Origin of the sequence: Paenibacillus sp. 23TSA30-6 (assembly GCF_014858585.1) — a bacterium.
Classification (GTDB): Bacteria; Bacillota; Bacilli; order Paenibacillales; family Paenibacillaceae; genus Paenibacillus.
In genome coordinates, this window is sequence record NZ_SLTL01000014.1 from 1 (window position 1) to 16,456 (window position 16,456).

The 16,456-nt window shown below is 44.1% G+C and carries 15 protein-coding genes and 1 pseudogene; 12 read left to right on the forward strand and 4 right to left on the reverse strand.

Annotation, left to right across the window (positions count from 1 at the left end; all coding sequences use genetic code 11):
- The first annotated feature begins 340 nt into the window (after positions 1 to 340).
- The 3 genes from E0698_RS14315 to crcB (E0698_RS14325) all read left to right on the forward strand — a co-directional run bounded on the left by E0698_RS14315 (position 341) and on the right by crcB (E0698_RS14325) (position 2,507).
- On the forward strand, positions 341 to 1,651 hold the full coding sequence (locus E0698_RS14315) for a replication-associated recombination protein A (protein WP_149093694.1): 1,311 nt from the start codon (positions 341 to 343) through the stop codon (positions 1,649 to 1,651).
- Between the two features lie 101 nt (positions 1,652 to 1,752).
- On the forward strand, positions 1,753 to 2,154 hold the full coding sequence (gene crcB / locus E0698_RS14320; protein ID WP_192511986.1) for a fluoride efflux transporter CrcB: 402 nt from the start codon (positions 1,753 to 1,755) through the stop codon (positions 2,152 to 2,154).
- Positions 2,151 to 2,507, forward strand: a complete 357-nt coding sequence (crcB, locus tag E0698_RS14325; protein WP_192511987.1) for a fluoride efflux transporter CrcB — start codon at positions 2,151 to 2,153, stop codon at positions 2,505 to 2,507. Before crcB (E0698_RS14320) ends, crcB (E0698_RS14325) begins: the two co-directional genes overlap by 4 nt.
- A gap of 116 nt (positions 2,508 to 2,623) precedes the next feature.
- Here the strand turns inward: crcB (E0698_RS14325) and E0698_RS14330 are convergent, their stop codons facing one another.
- Positions 2,624 to 3,454 carry a PPK2 family polyphosphate kinase gene (locus E0698_RS14330; RefSeq protein WP_192511988.1) on the reverse strand — a complete coding sequence of 277 codons (831 nt, stop codon included), beginning with the start codon at positions 3,452 to 3,454 and terminating at the stop codon, positions 2,624 to 2,626.
- 1,292 nt (positions 3,455 to 4,746) lie between these two features.
- Here E0698_RS14330 and E0698_RS14335 point away from each other — a divergent pair.
- Positions 4,747 to 5,325, forward strand: coding sequence for a hypothetical protein (locus E0698_RS14335; protein WP_223264366.1), 579 nt, complete (start codon positions 4,747 to 4,749; stop codon positions 5,323 to 5,325).
- A 36-nt stretch (positions 5,326 to 5,361) separates the two neighbouring features.
- Positions 5,362 to 5,982: a hypothetical protein gene (locus E0698_RS14340; protein WP_192511989.1), complete on the forward strand. Its 621-nt coding sequence runs from the start codon at positions 5,362 to 5,364 to the stop codon at positions 5,980 to 5,982.
- A gap of 51 nt (positions 5,983 to 6,033) precedes the next feature.
- Here E0698_RS14340 and E0698_RS14345 read toward each other — a convergent pair whose 3' ends face one another.
- Positions 6,034 to 6,456 carry a hypothetical protein gene (locus tag E0698_RS14345; protein WP_192511990.1) on the reverse strand — a complete coding sequence of 141 codons (423 nt, stop codon included), beginning with the start codon at positions 6,454 to 6,456 and terminating at the stop codon, positions 6,034 to 6,036.
- A 777-nt stretch (positions 6,457 to 7,233) separates the two neighbouring features.
- Here E0698_RS14345 and E0698_RS14350 point away from each other — a divergent pair.
- The 3 genes and pseudogenes from E0698_RS14350 (at position 7,234) to E0698_RS14360 (ending at position 9,927) form a co-directional block, all read left to right on the forward strand.
- The gene (locus E0698_RS14350) at positions 7,234 to 8,652 is read left to right on the forward strand and encodes a helix-turn-helix domain-containing protein (protein WP_192511991.1); all 1,419 of its coding nucleotides are present in this window, start codon (positions 7,234 to 7,236) and stop codon (positions 8,650 to 8,652) included.
- A gap of 517 nt (positions 8,653 to 9,169) precedes the next feature.
- Positions 9,170 to 9,710, forward strand: a pseudogene (locus E0698_RS14355) (WXG100 family type VII secretion target); the annotation flags it as partial.
- Positions 9,706 to 9,927, forward strand: a complete 222-nt coding sequence (locus E0698_RS14360) for a hypothetical protein (protein ID WP_044648694.1) — start codon at positions 9,706 to 9,708, stop codon at positions 9,925 to 9,927. The pseudogene E0698_RS14355 and the gene E0698_RS14360, both read left to right, overlap by 5 nt.
- Positions 9,928 to 10,234: 307 nt before the next feature.
- Here E0698_RS14360 and mnmA read toward each other — a convergent pair whose 3' ends face one another.
- Entirely contained in the window at positions 10,235 to 11,362 is a 1,128-nt protein-coding gene (mnmA, locus tag E0698_RS14365; RefSeq protein ID WP_273042319.1) for a tRNA 2-thiouridine(34) synthase MnmA, read from the reverse strand.
- 298 nt (positions 11,363 to 11,660) lie between these two features.
- On the opposite strand from mnmA, the gene cymR reads away from it, so the two are divergent.
- The 4 genes from cymR to E0698_RS14385 all read left to right on the forward strand — a co-directional run bounded on the left by cymR (position 11,661) and on the right by E0698_RS14385 (position 14,122).
- Entirely contained in the window at positions 11,661 to 12,080 is a 420-nt protein-coding gene (cymR, locus tag E0698_RS14370) for a cysteine metabolism transcriptional regulator CymR (protein ID WP_014282941.1), read from the forward strand.
- Between the two features lie 11 nt (positions 12,081 to 12,091).
- Complete coding sequence (locus E0698_RS14375) at positions 12,092 to 13,243, forward strand: cysteine desulfurase family protein (RefSeq protein WP_192511992.1); 1,152 nt, start codon at positions 12,092 to 12,094, stop codon at positions 13,241 to 13,243.
- A 134-nt stretch (positions 13,244 to 13,377) separates the two neighbouring features.
- On the forward strand, positions 13,378 to 13,899 hold the full coding sequence (locus tag E0698_RS14380; RefSeq protein WP_192511993.1) for a PRC-barrel domain-containing protein: 522 nt from the start codon (positions 13,378 to 13,380) through the stop codon (positions 13,897 to 13,899).
- 10 nt (positions 13,900 to 13,909) lie between these two features.
- Entirely contained in the window at positions 13,910 to 14,122 is a 213-nt protein-coding gene (locus tag E0698_RS14385; RefSeq protein WP_025682187.1) for a hypothetical protein, read from the forward strand.
- A gap of 220 nt (positions 14,123 to 14,342) precedes the next feature.
- Here the strand turns inward: E0698_RS14385 and E0698_RS14390 are convergent, their stop codons facing one another.
- A complete protein-coding gene (locus tag E0698_RS14390) occupies positions 14,343 to 16,316 on the reverse strand; it encodes a methyl-accepting chemotaxis protein (protein ID WP_192511994.1) in 1,974 nt (657 codons plus the stop codon).
- Between the last annotated feature and the right edge of the window lie 140 nt (positions 16,317 to 16,456).

A 16,456-nucleotide genomic window follows, 5' to 3' on the forward strand; every position in this document is an offset into this window, starting at 1 on the left:
AACTTGAACACATCATTCATTAGATTATCCTTTTTGCTTAATGGGGTCCACATGTTCCATCCCGTCCTCTTCCTATTTATTACTAGACAGTATGGACACTTTCTCTATTAAACAGACATCTAACATTCACTTTAGCGAAGAAGCTAAATATATAGCTATGCCGTGACCGTGCTATCTGCAACTTGTCTGCGGGTATGGTAGAATAAAAGGCGGTTCATACCGTTTTTAGGATAATAGATCGCTTGAAATTTCAAGGTTTCAACCGCATGAGCGAACACGATGTATATGGACCCCGCAGGGGTAGAGTGTTCCCTCATATCACCATAAGGAAGTGAATGAAATGGACTTATTTTCATATTCCCAAGAGTCGACGCCAAGCAATCGGTTGCTTGCTGACCGGCTGCGTCCGACTTCGCTGGATGAATATATTGGACAGGAGCATGTGGTCGGTCCGGGCAAACTGCTGCGAAGAGCAATAGAGGCAGACCAGGTTTCTTCCATCCTCCTGTACGGGCCGCCGGGATGTGGCAAGACGACGCTGGCGCATATTATTTCACAACACACGCAAGGCGAATTTGTTCGCCTGAATGCAGTGGAAGCGTCAGTGAAGGACGTGAGGGAAGTCATTGACCGCGCACAAACGAATAAATCTATGTATGGCAAAAAAACGATCCTGTTTCTCGATGAGGTACATCGTTTCAACAGTTCGCGTCAGGATGCATTGTTGCCTGCGGTGGAAAAGGGTACGATCGTGTTTATCGGCGCCACAACCGAAAATCCCTTTCACTACGTAAACGGTGCCTTGCTGAGCCGCTCTACGTTATTTCAGCTCGAATCGCTGACGCAGGAGCATTCGCTGGCAGCCATGCGCCGCGCCTTGGGCGATGCGGACAAGGGGCTCGGCTATATGCAGCTTCAGGTGGACGAAGCTGCGCTGGATCACATCGCGTCCATGGCGAACGGCGATATCCGTCGAGCCCTGAACGCGCTGGAACTGGCGGCGCTCACGACGCCTCCGCTGGCAGACGGCACGATTCACGTGACGCTGGAAGTCGCGGAGGAATCCATTCGCCGCCCGATTGTCAAGGCAGACGAGTCCACGCAGTATGACGTGTTGTCCGCCTTTCACAAAAGCATTCGCGGCTCCAGCGACGCAGCTCTGTTCTGGTTTCTCTACGCCGTAGAGAAGCTAGGCATGGACCCGATGACCTTCCTCCGCCGCCTCATCGCGGCGAGCAGCGAGGATATTGGCCTGGCAAATCCGCAGGCGATGGTGCAGGCAGTGAGTGCGCTTGAAGCCTATCGCAATAACGGCTGGCCGGAGGCCAAGCTGAACATCGCGCAGGCTATTTTGTTCGCCGTGGAGAGTCCGAAATCGAATGCCGTATATACGGCAATTTCACGGGCAATGTCGGCTATGGACGACATCAAATCTGCTGAGGTGCCGCTGCATTTGCGAGATGCACATTACAAAGGCTCGGAGAAGCTCGGTCATGTCGGCTATCAATATCCGCACAATTATCCGAACCATTATGTGAAACAGCAATATTTGCCTGATTCGATAGCAGACCGGACCTTTTACCAGGCTACAGAGCAGGGGAATGAATCGAAAATCAGACAAAACCAGCAGTGGCGGGATTCACAGTCGTAAAATATATGTAGCAGACGGATATACGTAGTGTGTAAGATCAGGTTCAGCCGCTGTTATGGTTACACCATGAATACTGCAAGAGTGAAAAAGGGGATATAAAGATGAAAGACGTGCTATTCGTCGGGGCAGGTGGAGCACTCGGAACCTCTGCCCGTTACGGCGTACAAACATTGCTGCCTGCGGCAGGGGCCGATTTTCCACTTGGCGTACTGTTCATTAATTGGATCGGCTGTCTGTTTCTCGGCTGGTTTTTCACCGTAACCTTACGGTCGTGGCGGATCAAGCCTCGCTGGCGACTTGCCATCGGAATAGGCTTTACTGGGGGCTTTACAACCTTTTCCACCTTTGCAGTGGATGCCGTGCGTATGACGGTTCATGATCGTGCGCTTACGGCTGTGTTGTATCTGTTGCTCAGTGTATGTGGAGGTCTGTTTTTGACATGGACAGGTATTCGTCTGGGCACGAAAATGACGCAAGCTGCCCCCAAGGAGGGAAGCTTATGATCTGGTGGGCGGCGACAGGTGGAATGGTCGGTACATTAGCGAGATACGGGCTTGGCATGTGGGTTGGAAAAAGGTTTGGCACCGCATTTCCGTGGGGAACGTGGATCATTAACATCAGTGGTTCATTGCTGCTCGGCTGGCTGTACGGCGAATTTACGCAGCATAATCTGTCTCCTGTACTCTGGATGCTACTGGGAACAGGCTTTTGTGGTGGCTATACCACCTTTTCAACATTCGGGTATGAATCTCTCCAACTGATCGAACGTAGAGAATATCGGCGTACGGCTGTCTATGTGCTTTCTTCGGTGGTGGTAGGGGTTGTAGCTGCGGCTGTTGGGTATGGGGTTAGTTGACGCAATAAAGCCTCCAAAATCCCTACCCTGGCATTTTCAGCCATGAGTAAGGCTTTGAAAGCTTTTTTTATTTGGTATGTTAACAAACACATGATAGAGTACTTGCGCCTGCGAAGCTATTTTTTATCCCGTTCTTTATACAGCTCAGGCAAAAGGGATTCCAGTTCCGGTCTTGGTTCAGGATCGGACAGCTTCATTTCCTCCAGCGTTTGGACGGCAATGCGCAGCACGGTATAATCCCTGTACCAACGGTTATCTGAAGGAACGACATACCACGGAGCCTGCTTGGTTGCGCTTAGCTCCAGCACGTCCTCATAGTATTGAGTATATTGCTTCCAAAATTTACGTTCCTGCAAATCACTCGGATCAAGTTTCCAGTTTTTATGTGGCTTTTCAATCCGGTCGATTAGCTTCTCCAACTGGAATTGTTTTGAAATATGTAAAAAGATTTTGACGACCTTTACACCGCTATCCAGCAGCAGTTGTTCAAAATGTTTGATATGTTTAATATTTCGTTTGGCCTGCTTGTCGGATATCTGACCGTGAACACGTGTAATCAGTACATCCTCATAATAAGAACGGTTGAACGCCGCGATATATCCCCGCCCCGGAGTTACGCTGTGGGCACGCCACAGGAAGTCGTGACTTAATTCTTCGGCTGTAGGCGATTTAAAACTGTGGACAGTCACCCCCGCCGGATTGAGGTTGGAAAATACTTGCTTGATGACGCCATCTTTTCCGCTGCAATCCATACCCTGAAATACAAATAAAACCGCCTGCTTCTTTTCCGTAAATAGTTTGCTTTGTAGTTCCGCGAAACGTTCCTTCAATTGATCTGTTTCCTGCTGAATTTCTTCTTTATTTTTGATATCCTTCGTATCCTTGGGGTTCCATTCTTTTAAAGAAACTTTTTTACCCGGTGTCAGCATTCCTAATGAATCAGACATAGAGGCACGCTCCTTTTCAATTGAAGTATGATATCTTGTCTACATCATATACCCAAATGGGGGTGTTATCAAAATTTCCTTATGTATCAGTGTTTTTTCTTAGTCTAAACGGCTACCTTTTCGACTTTCTGGTCACACTTTTGGTCACAGAATTTTTCTTCAATTTCTAGTGGATCAGATACTTCTTTTTACTCAGTAAATTATTCTATCTTTCTTTTCATCAGCCTTGTAATTGTGTATGGGAAAACTTGCTTTCCAATATTTGTGCAGCAGACTAAATCATTGTCCACATCTTTTTACAACTTTAGGTCTATCTACTTCTTTAACGGGCTTTCCATTCTTTACTTTCTTTTTTATACGATTTATTACTCCTTTTATGTCTGTAGAGGTCAATTCGCCAAGTGTTTTGTCTTTTAGAAAAGGTGAAATATGTGTGGAGTACCAGGCCGATAAGATTTGGCAGTGAGTCTAGTCAAGATGAAGAAAGCTTGATCTACAGAGATTGATACATAAGAAATCGGTTGTAGGCTTTTAACAACTTGTTATAACCCTTGATGTTGCAGAGTTTAACACTACGTTAAACTGTTGGACACAACGTCCAACTTTAGCGTGTCACTTGGTGACATGATTATCTGACATTGAAATTTTAATGGTAGACAAATCTGGCTATGCAAAGCTGCGCCGTAAGAATAAGGAGTTGGATTTACTGATTAGGTGTGCTCAAGTTGAATACACTTGGATATCCCAAAACGGGAAATTAGAAGTAATAAATCGTCAATCTAAATTAGACTCATTGACATTTCAAATGTCGCGTTTCACGATAATCAAAACTCAGTAATTGACGGAGATAAAGATTTGACATGGTAAAGACTTACTCTTGCTGAGATAGGTAGACTGGAGTAACTCTTCTCCATATCATTAATTAGAAGTAAGCGATCTAAACCTGAAATTTTTATGAAGCCTTAAGCTTCAAAAAGCGTATATTGAGCCTGAAGCAGAGCTATAAACTTACATTTCAAGTAGGAATAAAGAATCAAATTGATGTCGGATTATGAAATGTTTTGTTTAAATGGTAGATTGTTGTAAGGGTAAACTGTATATTAATAGTGGAAATGTACAAATAAAAGGGAGGATTGAGTTGAAAACAAAATAAAATCTCAATGACTCTAGTTGTAGTGTCTTTAAAACTGGTGATGCGTTTGGACTTAGTAGTGTAGCAAGTGCTGCCAATGATTTAGTGGTTTTCTGTTGCGTCAGGAATGATAATAAGATTTCCAAATTTCCTAAAAGGGGTGCTAACCTTGAAAAGACTATTAGCTTCCAAGAAAAAACTTTTTTCCATGGTCGGAATATTATCTATTGCCGTGATTTCTATTAGTTCCACTTCTTTTGCAACTAGCTTTACCGGAGGGAGAAGCTCAGCCAATTTTAATGCATATTATGATTCCTCTGTTTCTACGAATGGCTATACCAGTGCCTATGATACCGCACGTTCTGATTGGAGCGCTGCGTCTGGATCAGTAAACATCGGTAAAACTACATCGACGAGTGGGACTCCAGACAAATATTATGTTGGTTCTACAGCTACTTCTGGTTTATTGGGAGTAACGACTCCTTATAACACATCTGGTGGTGTAGCAGGTGTAAGCGATAGATGGGCATTTGCTACTGTGGCAATTTATCATAATCAGATGGAGGCTTACGGTATGAATTCCGCACAAAAAACCTCCAACGCAACCCATGAGATTGGCCATACGTTATCTCAAGCGCATCCATCAACTTCTAGTAGCTCTGTTATGAAACAAGGTATTCAGTCTATCGGTGTTCAAGCATATGACAAGCAATCCTTAATTGCCAAGTGGGGAAACTAATTAGCGTAATAACTAATTTAGGGAAGGGGCACTATTATGACTTTTAATAAAAAAATAAAGTTGGGTATTTCTGTATTAGCGGTAGGGGGACTGATTGCTTCAGGGAGTCTTTTTTTTACATCCACGAATGCTTCTCCAAAATTTTCAGAATTAAATACTCCAAAAATCTCGTTAGAAGCTTCTTATATTGAATACGGAACGGCAGACGAGTTGGACTCCAATGCAGAACTTATTGTGATAGGGACTCCTTTACAGGGTTTTGACGATCGTCAACATATCGTTACGAGCTTTGATGATGGCACTATACAAGACTTTTACACACTTACTAATGTAAAAATTGACAAGGTAATTAAGTCACCCGAAGGTGTAGCACTGAACGCAGAAGAACCTTTGTCTATAGTCGAACCGATTTCTTATATTAAAGATGCTGGGGGCAAGAAAAAAATAGCTTATGAGGATTATACTGAATTGAAGCAAAATGAAAAAAGTATTATTTTTCTCAAGAAAAATACACAAGGACAGTATAGCGTAATCAATATGGATCTCGGAAAGTTTGCTATTGAACCTTCTTCTCAATCCCCTAGTATTTCGGGGGAAAAACAAGATTCAAAAGAAAAATTCCGAAAATCAGTATTGGAAAAATATGATTTGAAATAAAATCAAAAAAAGGTCTGTTCTTTATTTAAACAAAAGAACAGACCTTTTTAGCTAATCTTTAATTCTCTCAAGTAATTTATTTATCGAATTTGTGGAGTTGACTGATATCTTGTACGCAGTATGAGTATCGTCCTTATTCACATACATAGCATTGCTGGTTGGATCGTTATTGTTAATCCATAAATAATAGGAATCTTTTGTTCCATCTTTTTGGAATGTAACTTCGTAATTTGGAGAATCCGTATTAACTGTACCTGATATCTTTTCTGATTCCTTAATTGCATTGATAAATATAATAGTGTCCGAAGTATCATTAAATGTAGCAATTACATCTTTTTTTGTTTGTTGTTGCAGTGTTGCGTCCTTCTGTAGTTTGTAGACTATTATTTTCTCCTGCCCCTTCCCGCTTTGAGAAATAACTATTTTTTCAGCGTTAGAGCTACAAGCTGTTATTAACAACAACACGATAATCAAAAACAATATTCCATTCTTCCGCATAATAGAACAAATCCCCTTTCTGAATTTTACTCTATAGACGATCCGAATTGGTGAAATGTTTCAGTTTGTAGAATAATTTTGTTTTAATGTATAAAAATAGATAATAGTGTGGGAAGAATTTTGACCGACCTCGCTATCAGGTAATGCGGTTAATGATTCGTGAGGGTGATTTTGGATAATGAAACTTTGTTTGATAGTCGCAAATTCAAAACAATGGGTGATTTAGGAAAGCTTCTCGAGGATCAATTCCTAAGTATGCTTGCTTATGTAGCTGCACAGGAAAGGTTGAAAAATAAACAACGACAAAGTTAAGGAATAGAGGTAGCCAAAGCAGCAGGGGTGAAATTTGGTCGTCCTAAGCAGGAAATCACGCCTGATTTTGTTAGGGTGTATGACAAATGGAAATCTGGAGTAATCAAGGCTGTGGAGGCAATGGAAGAATAGCACTTCCACTCCCATACTTAGGTTGTTTTTTGATTCGATACAATACGCAGATTGAAGGAAAGTTGTTGAGCTGTCCTCTGATTTTCCACCATAAACGATACATAAGCAAAATGTGGGTACTCTTAATCAAGAAATCTTTGTAAACAATCCGAAAAGGTATCTAAAGTAAATAACTGAAAGGTATATGATTTTATTCCAAAATACGGTACAATCAATAAGGATACCAAATCTTCATCTTCTAGTTTATTAACCACATGTTAATTAAAGTGGAATCATATGACGAGTTCACGCTGAAAGGGTGGTTTATCCATGGAAATCACACCTACGATACGGGCAGAATTAGACAGATACCTAAAACAAGAGGGTTTGAGCATAGCACAATTCGGGAATCTTTCAGGCATTAATAGGGGGATAGTAAGTGGTATTGTGACAGGAAATAAGTCTATGTCTGTTAACCAGCTTGACCGAATTACTGAGGCCATGGGTTTACCAGAAGGCTACTTTTACGACTTATTTGTAGAAAACTACATCATCGACATTCCCCCGAATATGAGACGAATCGAGCCATTTTTGTATCGCAGTGCGGAGTTGAACAAGCTGGATGCGATCCGTCGAGTGATGGGAGCCATCATGGACAATCTACTCTATTCGCTCAAACTATTTGACATTGCAGAAGCACTATTTGCACAGGGTCGGCATGCTGCTGCGTTGTTACTCTATGAGGGGATTGCAGAAGCGGAAAAGTACCAGCACTCCGAAAGATTGGCAGTCTGTCAATATCGTATATTCACGATTCAGATTGGAGACGATCAAAGCCGAAACCTCAGGGGATCTGCGATATTTGAAGCTTTTGTAGAGCGCCTGGATGAAATAGACCAGCTTGATGCATTAAAGGATTTGGCAAACGTGTACAGGTCCTTGCGTAAATGGGACAAGGTTGACGAAATGGCAAGGAAAATGAGAGGAAAAGCGGAAGTCCAATATTCAATGAAGCATCAGCAAAAGAATCGAAAGAACAGGGAGCATGAAAAGGAAACCAGGGGACCGTTATTTGGATATATTGCTTATGCTGACTTATTGTGTGCCAGTGTTTGTGAAGCCCAAGGCGATTATCAGCAAGCTCTACAATATACATACGCCTACGCAGACTTGGATTGGGTCAAAGAGACTGACGAGGATACAAAACACTGGGTAAATTTATTCAAAGATTGGGCAGAAGGTAATACGTATGTAAATAAGCTCCTGTCTGGAGATACGAGTGTGCTTCCAGAGTACGTTGAATATATATTTGTGACATCAATGGCCAACAATAATGAGAAGCTCTCAAAGCTGTTGAACGTTATGATAGCAGCTAACCGATATGGAATAGATGTGGATGATGTCCTTTTACGTTTTGAAACGGACATTAATTCTTTTTCTCATCTCCCAGCTTCTACAGATATATATACCCAACAAGTGATACCGGACTATTTTGCATGGTTTGGTTACGAAATGGCTCATTACTATTTACATCGAGGTGTGTACAATGATGGTTTTAAATATTTGATGAATGCAATGGTAAAAGCGAATATACTAAATAACGAGACATATTTTATAAATTGTATGGGCTTATTTTTACATTTTCAGGATTATGCGGTTCCTGAAACTAAAGCAGGGTTTTTTAATCTTATTGAAAAGGTGTGGTTAAGTAATGTTAAAAAAAATGGTACTGCTAATCGTTGCGAGTAGCTTTTTGTTTTTTGTAGCCGTACCCGCTCAGACGCACAATCATGATCAGGGTATTCAGACCCTTGTACAGATTGGTGGATTTTAAACGTGTAACAAATTAATAAGAGTTCGTTCAAAAATGCACTCCTAAAATGGGCTGTTGGAGAGAACCAACAGGTTCAGCCAATGAAATTTTGGGGTGCATTTTTTATATATGAGTAATCAATATACAAATGAAAAGGCAACCCCAAATAATTTTGGTTTGGTAAAGACTCAAACTGACATTGCCCAAAAGTTAAATATTAATACCTGAATTACAGAATATGCTTGAAGAACAAGATTTGAAAGCGACGACTGCTATATCCTAACTTAGGCATCATCTAACAGCAATACACACTACTTTAGACATAGTAAATCTGTTTATATCAGTTCATTTGTCACATAATATAAAAGGTAATTTCAGGATATTAGATGAATATCCGTAAACATCTCCTTCTGATAAGATTACTTCCATCTAAATTAAAGTGGGCGTGATCAAATGGGCAGAATATTGGTTCCACCTAACAAGCTGATGCAAGTGGCTGACCAGTTCTTGCAAGGAAAACGGCAAATGGGACATATGTGTGACCAACTGAATCGGCAAATGATGTTCGTCCAAGGTGGATGGGAAAAAGTCGTACTGGATGTGCCGGGAAATGGCACACCTATTAAAAGGCATCCAGCGATGAAGGCTGGCTACATAAAATTTTTGAACAAATTGGAAAATATGAGATAACCAAGGCTGAAGCCCAGATGGAAGCTAGCAAGCTTCAAGGAGAAATTTTATGGGATACTGTTCAAGGAGCAAAAGGGGCCATTCAGGAAGATTTAACCTTGGGGATGCTGCCCGAAAAAGACCGCGACTATGATTATCAGTTGCTGTTTCATCTACAGGAGTTGGTAGTATAATCGGAATACCTGGATTGATTGGCTCAGCGGCTTTAGCGGCACATGGAGGTACAACCGCAGTTAAAAGCGCAAGTGGAATAGGGAAAAGCTCAGCGGAATTGTGGCAGATGGCGAAGGGAGAAGGTTTTGGAATACAATGAATTGGTGGAACGTTTTGAAATGGGGGAAGAGTTTCAGTTCTACTATAAAAACGATAGCTATTGGATTAGCCAGAATGAAGAAGAGTACTTTCTTACTCGTGAAAGAGACAGTTTTTCGCAGTCGTTTGAATCAGCAAGAGAGTTGTTTGCTAATGGGAAGATTGCCGACAAGACTATTTTAGAATTGTGGGATAACATAGTGATTTGAAAAAGTACAATTTCAGCTTGCCCCTTAACAATAAAAGGGGGCGAGCTTTTTTGCATACACCTTATTATGGATACCCTTCAGCTAATGGTGATTCGATATGACTAGATGAAAAGTAGTGAGCGAAAAGCATTGATACAATAAGGTTTTTTGAGGTTTAATGAGACTAGATGAGAAGCTTATTGATATCTTGTCTACATCATATATCCAAATGGAGAAAAGAGCATCTTTTCATAAAAAAGACGTCCCTCCATAATTAGGAGAGACGCTCTTTATTTAGGCATTTATGCCACGTCAAACGTATATAGATTTAAACCGTTTCAGGCTGAAGCTTTTCAACCTTGTCAATGGTTCCGCCGCCCAGACACCGCTCACCATCGTAAAATACGACAGCTTGTCCGGGCGTAATAGCCTTTTGATGTACGTCGAATACGACGTGTACAGTTCCGTCCTCAAGCCATTGTAAAGTCACTTGTTGATCAGGCTGGCGATAACGGAACTTGGCTGCACAGCGGAATTCGCCGGACGGACGCGTATCCGCGCCTTCAATCCAGTTCACGTCGGTTGCAATTAGACTGGTGGAATACAGGCTATGGTGACGGTCACCCTGTACCACATACAAAATGTTCCGCTCCAGATCCTTGTCAGCTACGAACCACGGTTCGCCTGAACCGGAGCCGCCAATACCCAAGCCTTGCCGTTGGCCGAGTGTATAGTACATCAGACCATCATGGCGTCCTTTGACTTCACCTGTAGCGATATCCACCATGTCTCCGCCCTTAGCAGGCAGATACCCGCTCAGAAACTCCTTGAAATTACGCTCGCCGATGAAGCATACGCCTGTACTGTCCTTCTTCTTGGCTGTATACAGTCCCGCAGCTTCCGCGATCTTGCGGACTTCCGGCTTCGGCAAATGCCCGATAGGGAACATCGCCCGAGACAATTGCTTTTGGCTCAATGCATTCAGGAAATAGGTTTGATCCTTGTTGCTGTCCACGCCCCGTTGCAAGTTGAAACGGCCGTCTTCTTTCACAACCCGAGCGTAATGTCCTGTAGCGACATAATCCGCGCCCAAATCCAGCGCTTTATTGAGAAATTCGCCGAATTTAATTTCGCGGTTGCACATGACATCCGGGTTTGGAGTACGTCCAGCCTTATATTCATCAAGAAAATACGAGAATACCTTATCGAAGTATTCTTTTTCAAAATTGACGGTATAGTAAGGAATGTCGATCTGCTCACAGACACGGCGTACATCCTCCGCATCCTCCTCAGCCGTACAACGGCCAAATTCATCCGTGTCATCCCAGTTTTTCATGAAGATGCCGATTACGTCATAGCCCTGCTCCTTCAGCAGCAGCGCGGTAACGGATGAGTCGACGCCCCCGGACATGCCGACGACGACACGGGTTTCATGATTGGCTTTAGCCATGGTCATCACCCAATTCTCTCAATATTGTTGTAGAACCCTCCAATTATAACATAAACGATAATAAGTTACGATGGCTGGACGGTCCAACGACACAGAGAACGATGGGAGAAAGTTCTAAAAAATGGGCCAAAGCCGTTCCAAATGGCCCGAAAACAACTTTTTTTAAGATTGTCACCGTAATGTTTCCCTTTACCTGCCCTAATATGTTAACATAAGCTGAGGGTTAAGATCGGAATAGAGAGGTATATAACACCAGTTATTCCGCGTGTTTAACGGAATTGTTACTATAAGTGAGGTGGCACAATTGAAAATATCAACAAAAGGCCGTTACGGCCTGACGATTATGATGGAACTTGCAGCCAGGTTTGGCGAAGGTCCGACGTCATTGAAAAGTATTGCCGAGAAAAATCAGCTCTCCGAGCATTATCTGGAGCAGCTTATTGCGCCTTTGCGCAATGCAGGTTTGGTAAAAAGTATCCGTGGTGCTTACGGCGGTTATATTCTGGCGGGTGAACCGGCAGGGGTAACGGCTGGAGACATTATCCGTGTATTGGAAGGTCCGATTTCTCCGGTGGATTTCACTGAAGAAGACGATCCGGCGAAGCGTCAGCTATGGCTACGGATTCGTGACAGTATTGCAGAAGTGCTGGATTCCACTACACTCAAGGACTTGATCACATACCAGGAACATGATGAATTGGATAACTACATGTTTTATATTTGAGGTGAATCGACATGAACAGAATTTATCTGGATCATGCCGCATCGACTCCTATGCATCCTGAGGCTGCGCAGACTATGATGGACATCATGACCGGCCAATTCGGCAACGCTTCAAGCGTTCATGCCTTTGGTCGGGATGCCAAGCGCACCGTCAGCGCTGCGCGGGATGCCGTTGCGGCCTCTTTGGGCTGCAAGCCTGAAGAAATCATATTTACAAGCGGAGGGACAGAAAGCGATAATCTGGCCCTGTTCGGGACGGCTACGACAGATGGCCGAACTTCCGGCCATATCATTACGACGGCCATTGAGCATCATGCGGTGCTTCATGCTTGCGCTGAACTCGAAAAAGCAGGTTACGAAGTGACCTATGTGCCAGTCAATAGCTTTGGGCGCGTCAATCCAGCGGATATAGGGGCTGCGATTCGGCCGAATACTTTTTTGATCAGCATGATGTATGCCAACAATGAGGTAGGCGTAATTCAACCGATCCATGAGGTGGGGCAGATTGCCGGAGAACATGGCATTGTATTTCACGTGGATGCGGTTCAAGCTTACGGACATATACAGATAGATTGCCAGAGCCTTCCGGTTGATTTGCTTAGCGTATCCGGTCATAAGATCAACGGCCCGCAAGGCGTTGGAGCTTTGTATATCCGTCAGGGTACACGTATCCAGCCTTTGATGCACGGGGGACTTCAGGAGAAAAAACGCCGTGCAGGGACGGAAAACATTGCCGGAATTGCAGGCTTGGCTAAAGCAGCTTCTCTTGCCAACACCTCTATAGAGGAACGTTGGACGCTCGATATGAATCTTCGCCAAACGCTACTCAAAGCACTGGAAGACACTTTGGGCCGAGACGCTTTTGTAATCAACGGCGACCCTGAGCATTTTTTACCGAATGTTCTGAATCTCAGCTTCCCGGCTATCGGTACGGAGACCATGCTGATGAATCTGGACATGGAAGGAATTGCAGCAGCCAGCGGTTCAGCTTGTACATCCGGGTCCTTGGAACTGTCGCATGTATTGCAGGCGATGGATCTTCCTGAAGATGTTTTGAAATCAGCGATTCGGTTTAGCTTCGGTTTGGGTAATACTACGGAAGAAATGGAATACACGGCCAAGAAAATTGAAACCATATGGAAGCGGCTGCGTACTAGGTACTAGGGATTTCTCCGCACTTTAATAAGAAGGGAGGGGCGGTTTTCCATTTCATTGCATGAACGGAACCAAGGTCTGACACGCATGAAGGAAAAGGACCGCACCTCCGTTCGGATTGCAGAATGAGGAGGCACCCTATTATGAAGCTTCAGGATATGATCGGACTTGCCGTTTTTGATGTTGAGGACGGGAAGCAGATTGGTAAAATACACGATTTTATGGTGACGGCTGATTGGAAAATTACAGGGATCGCGTTGGAGGGCAAGGGCCTTTTTTCATCTCAAGTAAAAATGGTGGCTTGGGATGACATCGTCGCTTATGGCGAAGATGCAATTATGATTCGCAATCAGCAGGCTGTCCGTAAAACGGAGGCCAATGATATACAACATACGTATTTGCTTGGACCCGGTAAGCTGAAGGATTTATCCGTGCTTACAGAGGAAGGACTTATGCTCGGACATATTTCGGATGTTTATTTTGACCAGGAAATGGGCAATAACATAATAGGCTTGGAAATCAGCGATGGTTTTGTATCGGATATTATAGAAGGGCGGAAATGGCTGCCCTGCACCGAAGAAATGTCCATCGGGGAGAATGCTGTTATGGTGCCCCCGTTAAGCGAGCAGCGTTTGGAAAAAGCCATATATTCTGTTAATGGATAGGGTGAGTTTATTGAGATGTCCGAATTGTAATTCCAAAGATATCGGCAAAATCGGCTCCCATCAATTTTATTGTTGGGGATGCTTCATCGAACTTCAAGTGAATGGTGAAAAAATGTCCGTCTACCAAGTGGAAGAGGACGGTACGCTCAGTTCGCTGGACGACCTGTTCTTTGGAGATGACATGGCACAGCAGGACCTGCCGCAAATCCATGCTTCTTCCTAAGTTCACTCTGGAGTAGGGACAGGCAGTCCATCTAATGTGTTGTGGACTATACCGTTCGGCAGATGAACGGATAACAGATTTGACCATACTAGATGAATAACGAAGAGGGTGATTCCCAATGGCTATAATAGCCCGGGAGTCACCCTCTTTTTCTCATGTAGATTCCTGTCTTGGATGTATAGCATGCTGTTTATCTGTTTTTTTAAGCAGCAGAAGTGTTTTATAGCTTAAAGCGTTTGACCTCTTCCAGCAGCAGGTCTGCGTGCGAGTCAAGTTTGGCGGAAAGCTCGGCAATATTGTTCATGGAGTGCCCTTGCTCCTGCACGGAGGAAGCCACTTCCTCGGTGGAAGCTGCGCTTTGCTCAGAAACGGCGACTACGCTGGAAATGACATCGGAAATATGTCCGGCGTTTGTACGGAGATGACCAGCCGCAGCGGATACGTCCTCAATCTGGGTAAGCATATGCTGAGAAGCTCCCCGTATGGACTCGAACGCTTGTCTCGTAGCGGTAGCCGCACGTTCCTGTTCTACTGTTACAGCGAGAGCCTTCTTCATTTCCTCTGCGCTCCGCAGTCCCGCAACCTTGATTTCCTCTAGCTTGTGCATAATGCTGTCACTGGAGCTTCCTGCTTGTTCAGCCAGCTTGCGTACTTCCCCGGCAACGACGGCAAAGCCGCGTCCGTGTTCCCCGGCACGGGCTGCTTCAATGGAAGCATTTAGCGCCAGCAGATTGGTTTGGGCTGCGATATCATGAATGGCCCCCGCCAGCCGTTCAATATCCTGTGTTTTCAACGTGAGCGAGTCTACAGCTTCACCTACAGCGGTTGTGGTTTGTCTGGACTCGGCTGCAAGCTTCGCTTGACGCTCCGCTGTTTCGTACCCGGCCAGCACGGCAGAGTCTGTTTCCAGCACGGCGGTTTGGGTTCGCTTGACACTTTGGCCGATTTGGTCGATGGAGCCCGTCATATGTGATAGCTTTTCAGAGCCGGAATATACAGCCTCGGCCTGATCACTTGCTCCTTGGGCAAGCTCCTGAACGGCACTGGAGATTTGTGATGCAATGGTCCCGGTATCCTTGGCGTGCTGGTGCATGTCATGAGAAGCTGAGCTGACCTCGCCAGCCGTATCTGCCACTTTGCGCAGTAAGTGAGAAAGATTATCCGACATGATATTAAAATCCGTACCCAAGCTGGCAATTTCATCTTTGCCCTTAATATCCACACGTGCTGTCATATCCCCTTCAGCAATCCGCTTGACGTTCGCTTGAAGCCTCCGAATCGGCTTGATAAAGCTGTTCGCCGCCCAGACCGCCAAAAGCATGGCAACAACGAAAATAATAGCTACAGTAATCAACAGTTGGTTACGAGTGGAGTAGTACTCCTGAAAAGCAATATCTTTTGAAATAGACAAGCCTACAATCCAGCCTGTGCTGGGCATTTTCTTAAAATAAATCTGGGAATCACTGCCATTGTAGTTGTAGTCGGATTTTCCCGAAGGGGCACTGAGCAGAGTGGCCGTTGATGAACCCAACTCGGGCGTATCCTTGAGATTTTTACCAGCCAGCTTGCTGTCCGGATGCGCGACCACCACTCCATTCTGGTCAATCAGAAATGCGTAGCCTAATCCGTTCAGGTTTATGTTTTTAATGATTTTTGTCATGTCGTTTAACATAATATCTTCACTGATCACCCCAGTGATAGAGCCATTGGAGTCCTTGAGAGGCTTTGCAATGGAAATGGTGAAGTCCTGGCTTCCTGCATCAATGTACGGTGAGGAATAATACAATTCCCCCTTGGTTTGGGCATCCTTGTACCACGGACGTGTGCGAGGATCGTAGCCCGCATCAGACCAGCCGGAGCCATCCCAGTAGGTTCCATCCTCAAATCCTGCATAAATGTTAGCGATACTTTGATCCTTATAGTTTTGAAAGGCCGCCTTTAGAGAGGCTATTTTGGCATCTGGCGGAATATTGCCGGATTCCAGACCTGCAGCTAATGTCTCGATAATTTTGGCATTGCTGCTTGTCCATCCGTCGAGCTGATTGACGGTTTCGGTGGCTTTACTGTTCATAAGCTCTTGTATGTCACGGTTGGCCTGATTTTTAATGCTTGTCATGCTAATGACGGACAAAGGCCCAGCTGCAACGATAACAATACAGGTGAAAAGGAGAATAAGCTTCATTTTTAAGTTCATGTAACGACCCCCGATGATTCAGAAATGTGAAAGCTCAAATAGTTCTTTGTACTTATATCGTCAGATAGAGTGGCTTTGTTAATCATTTTCAATTGTTTTCATTCTTTCTTCATAATCATTATTTAAGGCGCCTCCACAGT

Bases quoted from the DNA above. Each gene is read 5' to 3' on its own strand.
- E0698_RS14350 (WP_192511991.1), top strand. From the start codon at position 7,234: ATGGAAATCACACCTACGATACGGGCAGAATTAGACAGATACCTAAAA.
- E0698_RS14390 (WP_192511994.1), bottom strand. From the start codon at position 16,316: ATGAACTTAAAAATGAAGCTTATTCTCCTTTTCACCTGTATTGTTATC.
- crcB (WP_192511986.1), top strand. From the start codon at position 1,753: ATGAAAGACGTGCTATTCGTCGGGGCAGGTGGAGCACTCGGAACCTCT.
- E0698_RS14330 (WP_192511988.1), bottom strand. From the start codon at position 3,454: ATGTCTGATTCATTAGGAATGCTGACACCGGGTAAAAAAGTTTCTTTA.
- E0698_RS14340 (WP_192511989.1), top strand. From the start codon at position 5,362: ATGACTTTTAATAAAAAAATAAAGTTGGGTATTTCTGTATTAGCGGTA.
- E0698_RS14375 (WP_192511992.1), top strand. From the start codon at position 12,092: ATGAACAGAATTTATCTGGATCATGCCGCATCGACTCCTATGCATCCT.
- E0698_RS14380 (WP_192511993.1), top strand. From the start codon at position 13,378: ATGAAGCTTCAGGATATGATCGGACTTGCCGTTTTTGATGTTGAGGAC.
- crcB (WP_192511987.1), top strand. From the start codon at position 2,151: ATGATCTGGTGGGCGGCGACAGGTGGAATGGTCGGTACATTAGCGAGA.
- mnmA (WP_273042319.1), bottom strand. From the start codon at position 11,362: ATGACCATGGCTAAAGCCAATCATGAAACCCGTGTCGTCGTCGGCATG.
- E0698_RS14315 (WP_149093694.1), top strand. From the start codon at position 341: ATGGACTTATTTTCATATTCCCAAGAGTCGACGCCAAGCAATCGGTTG.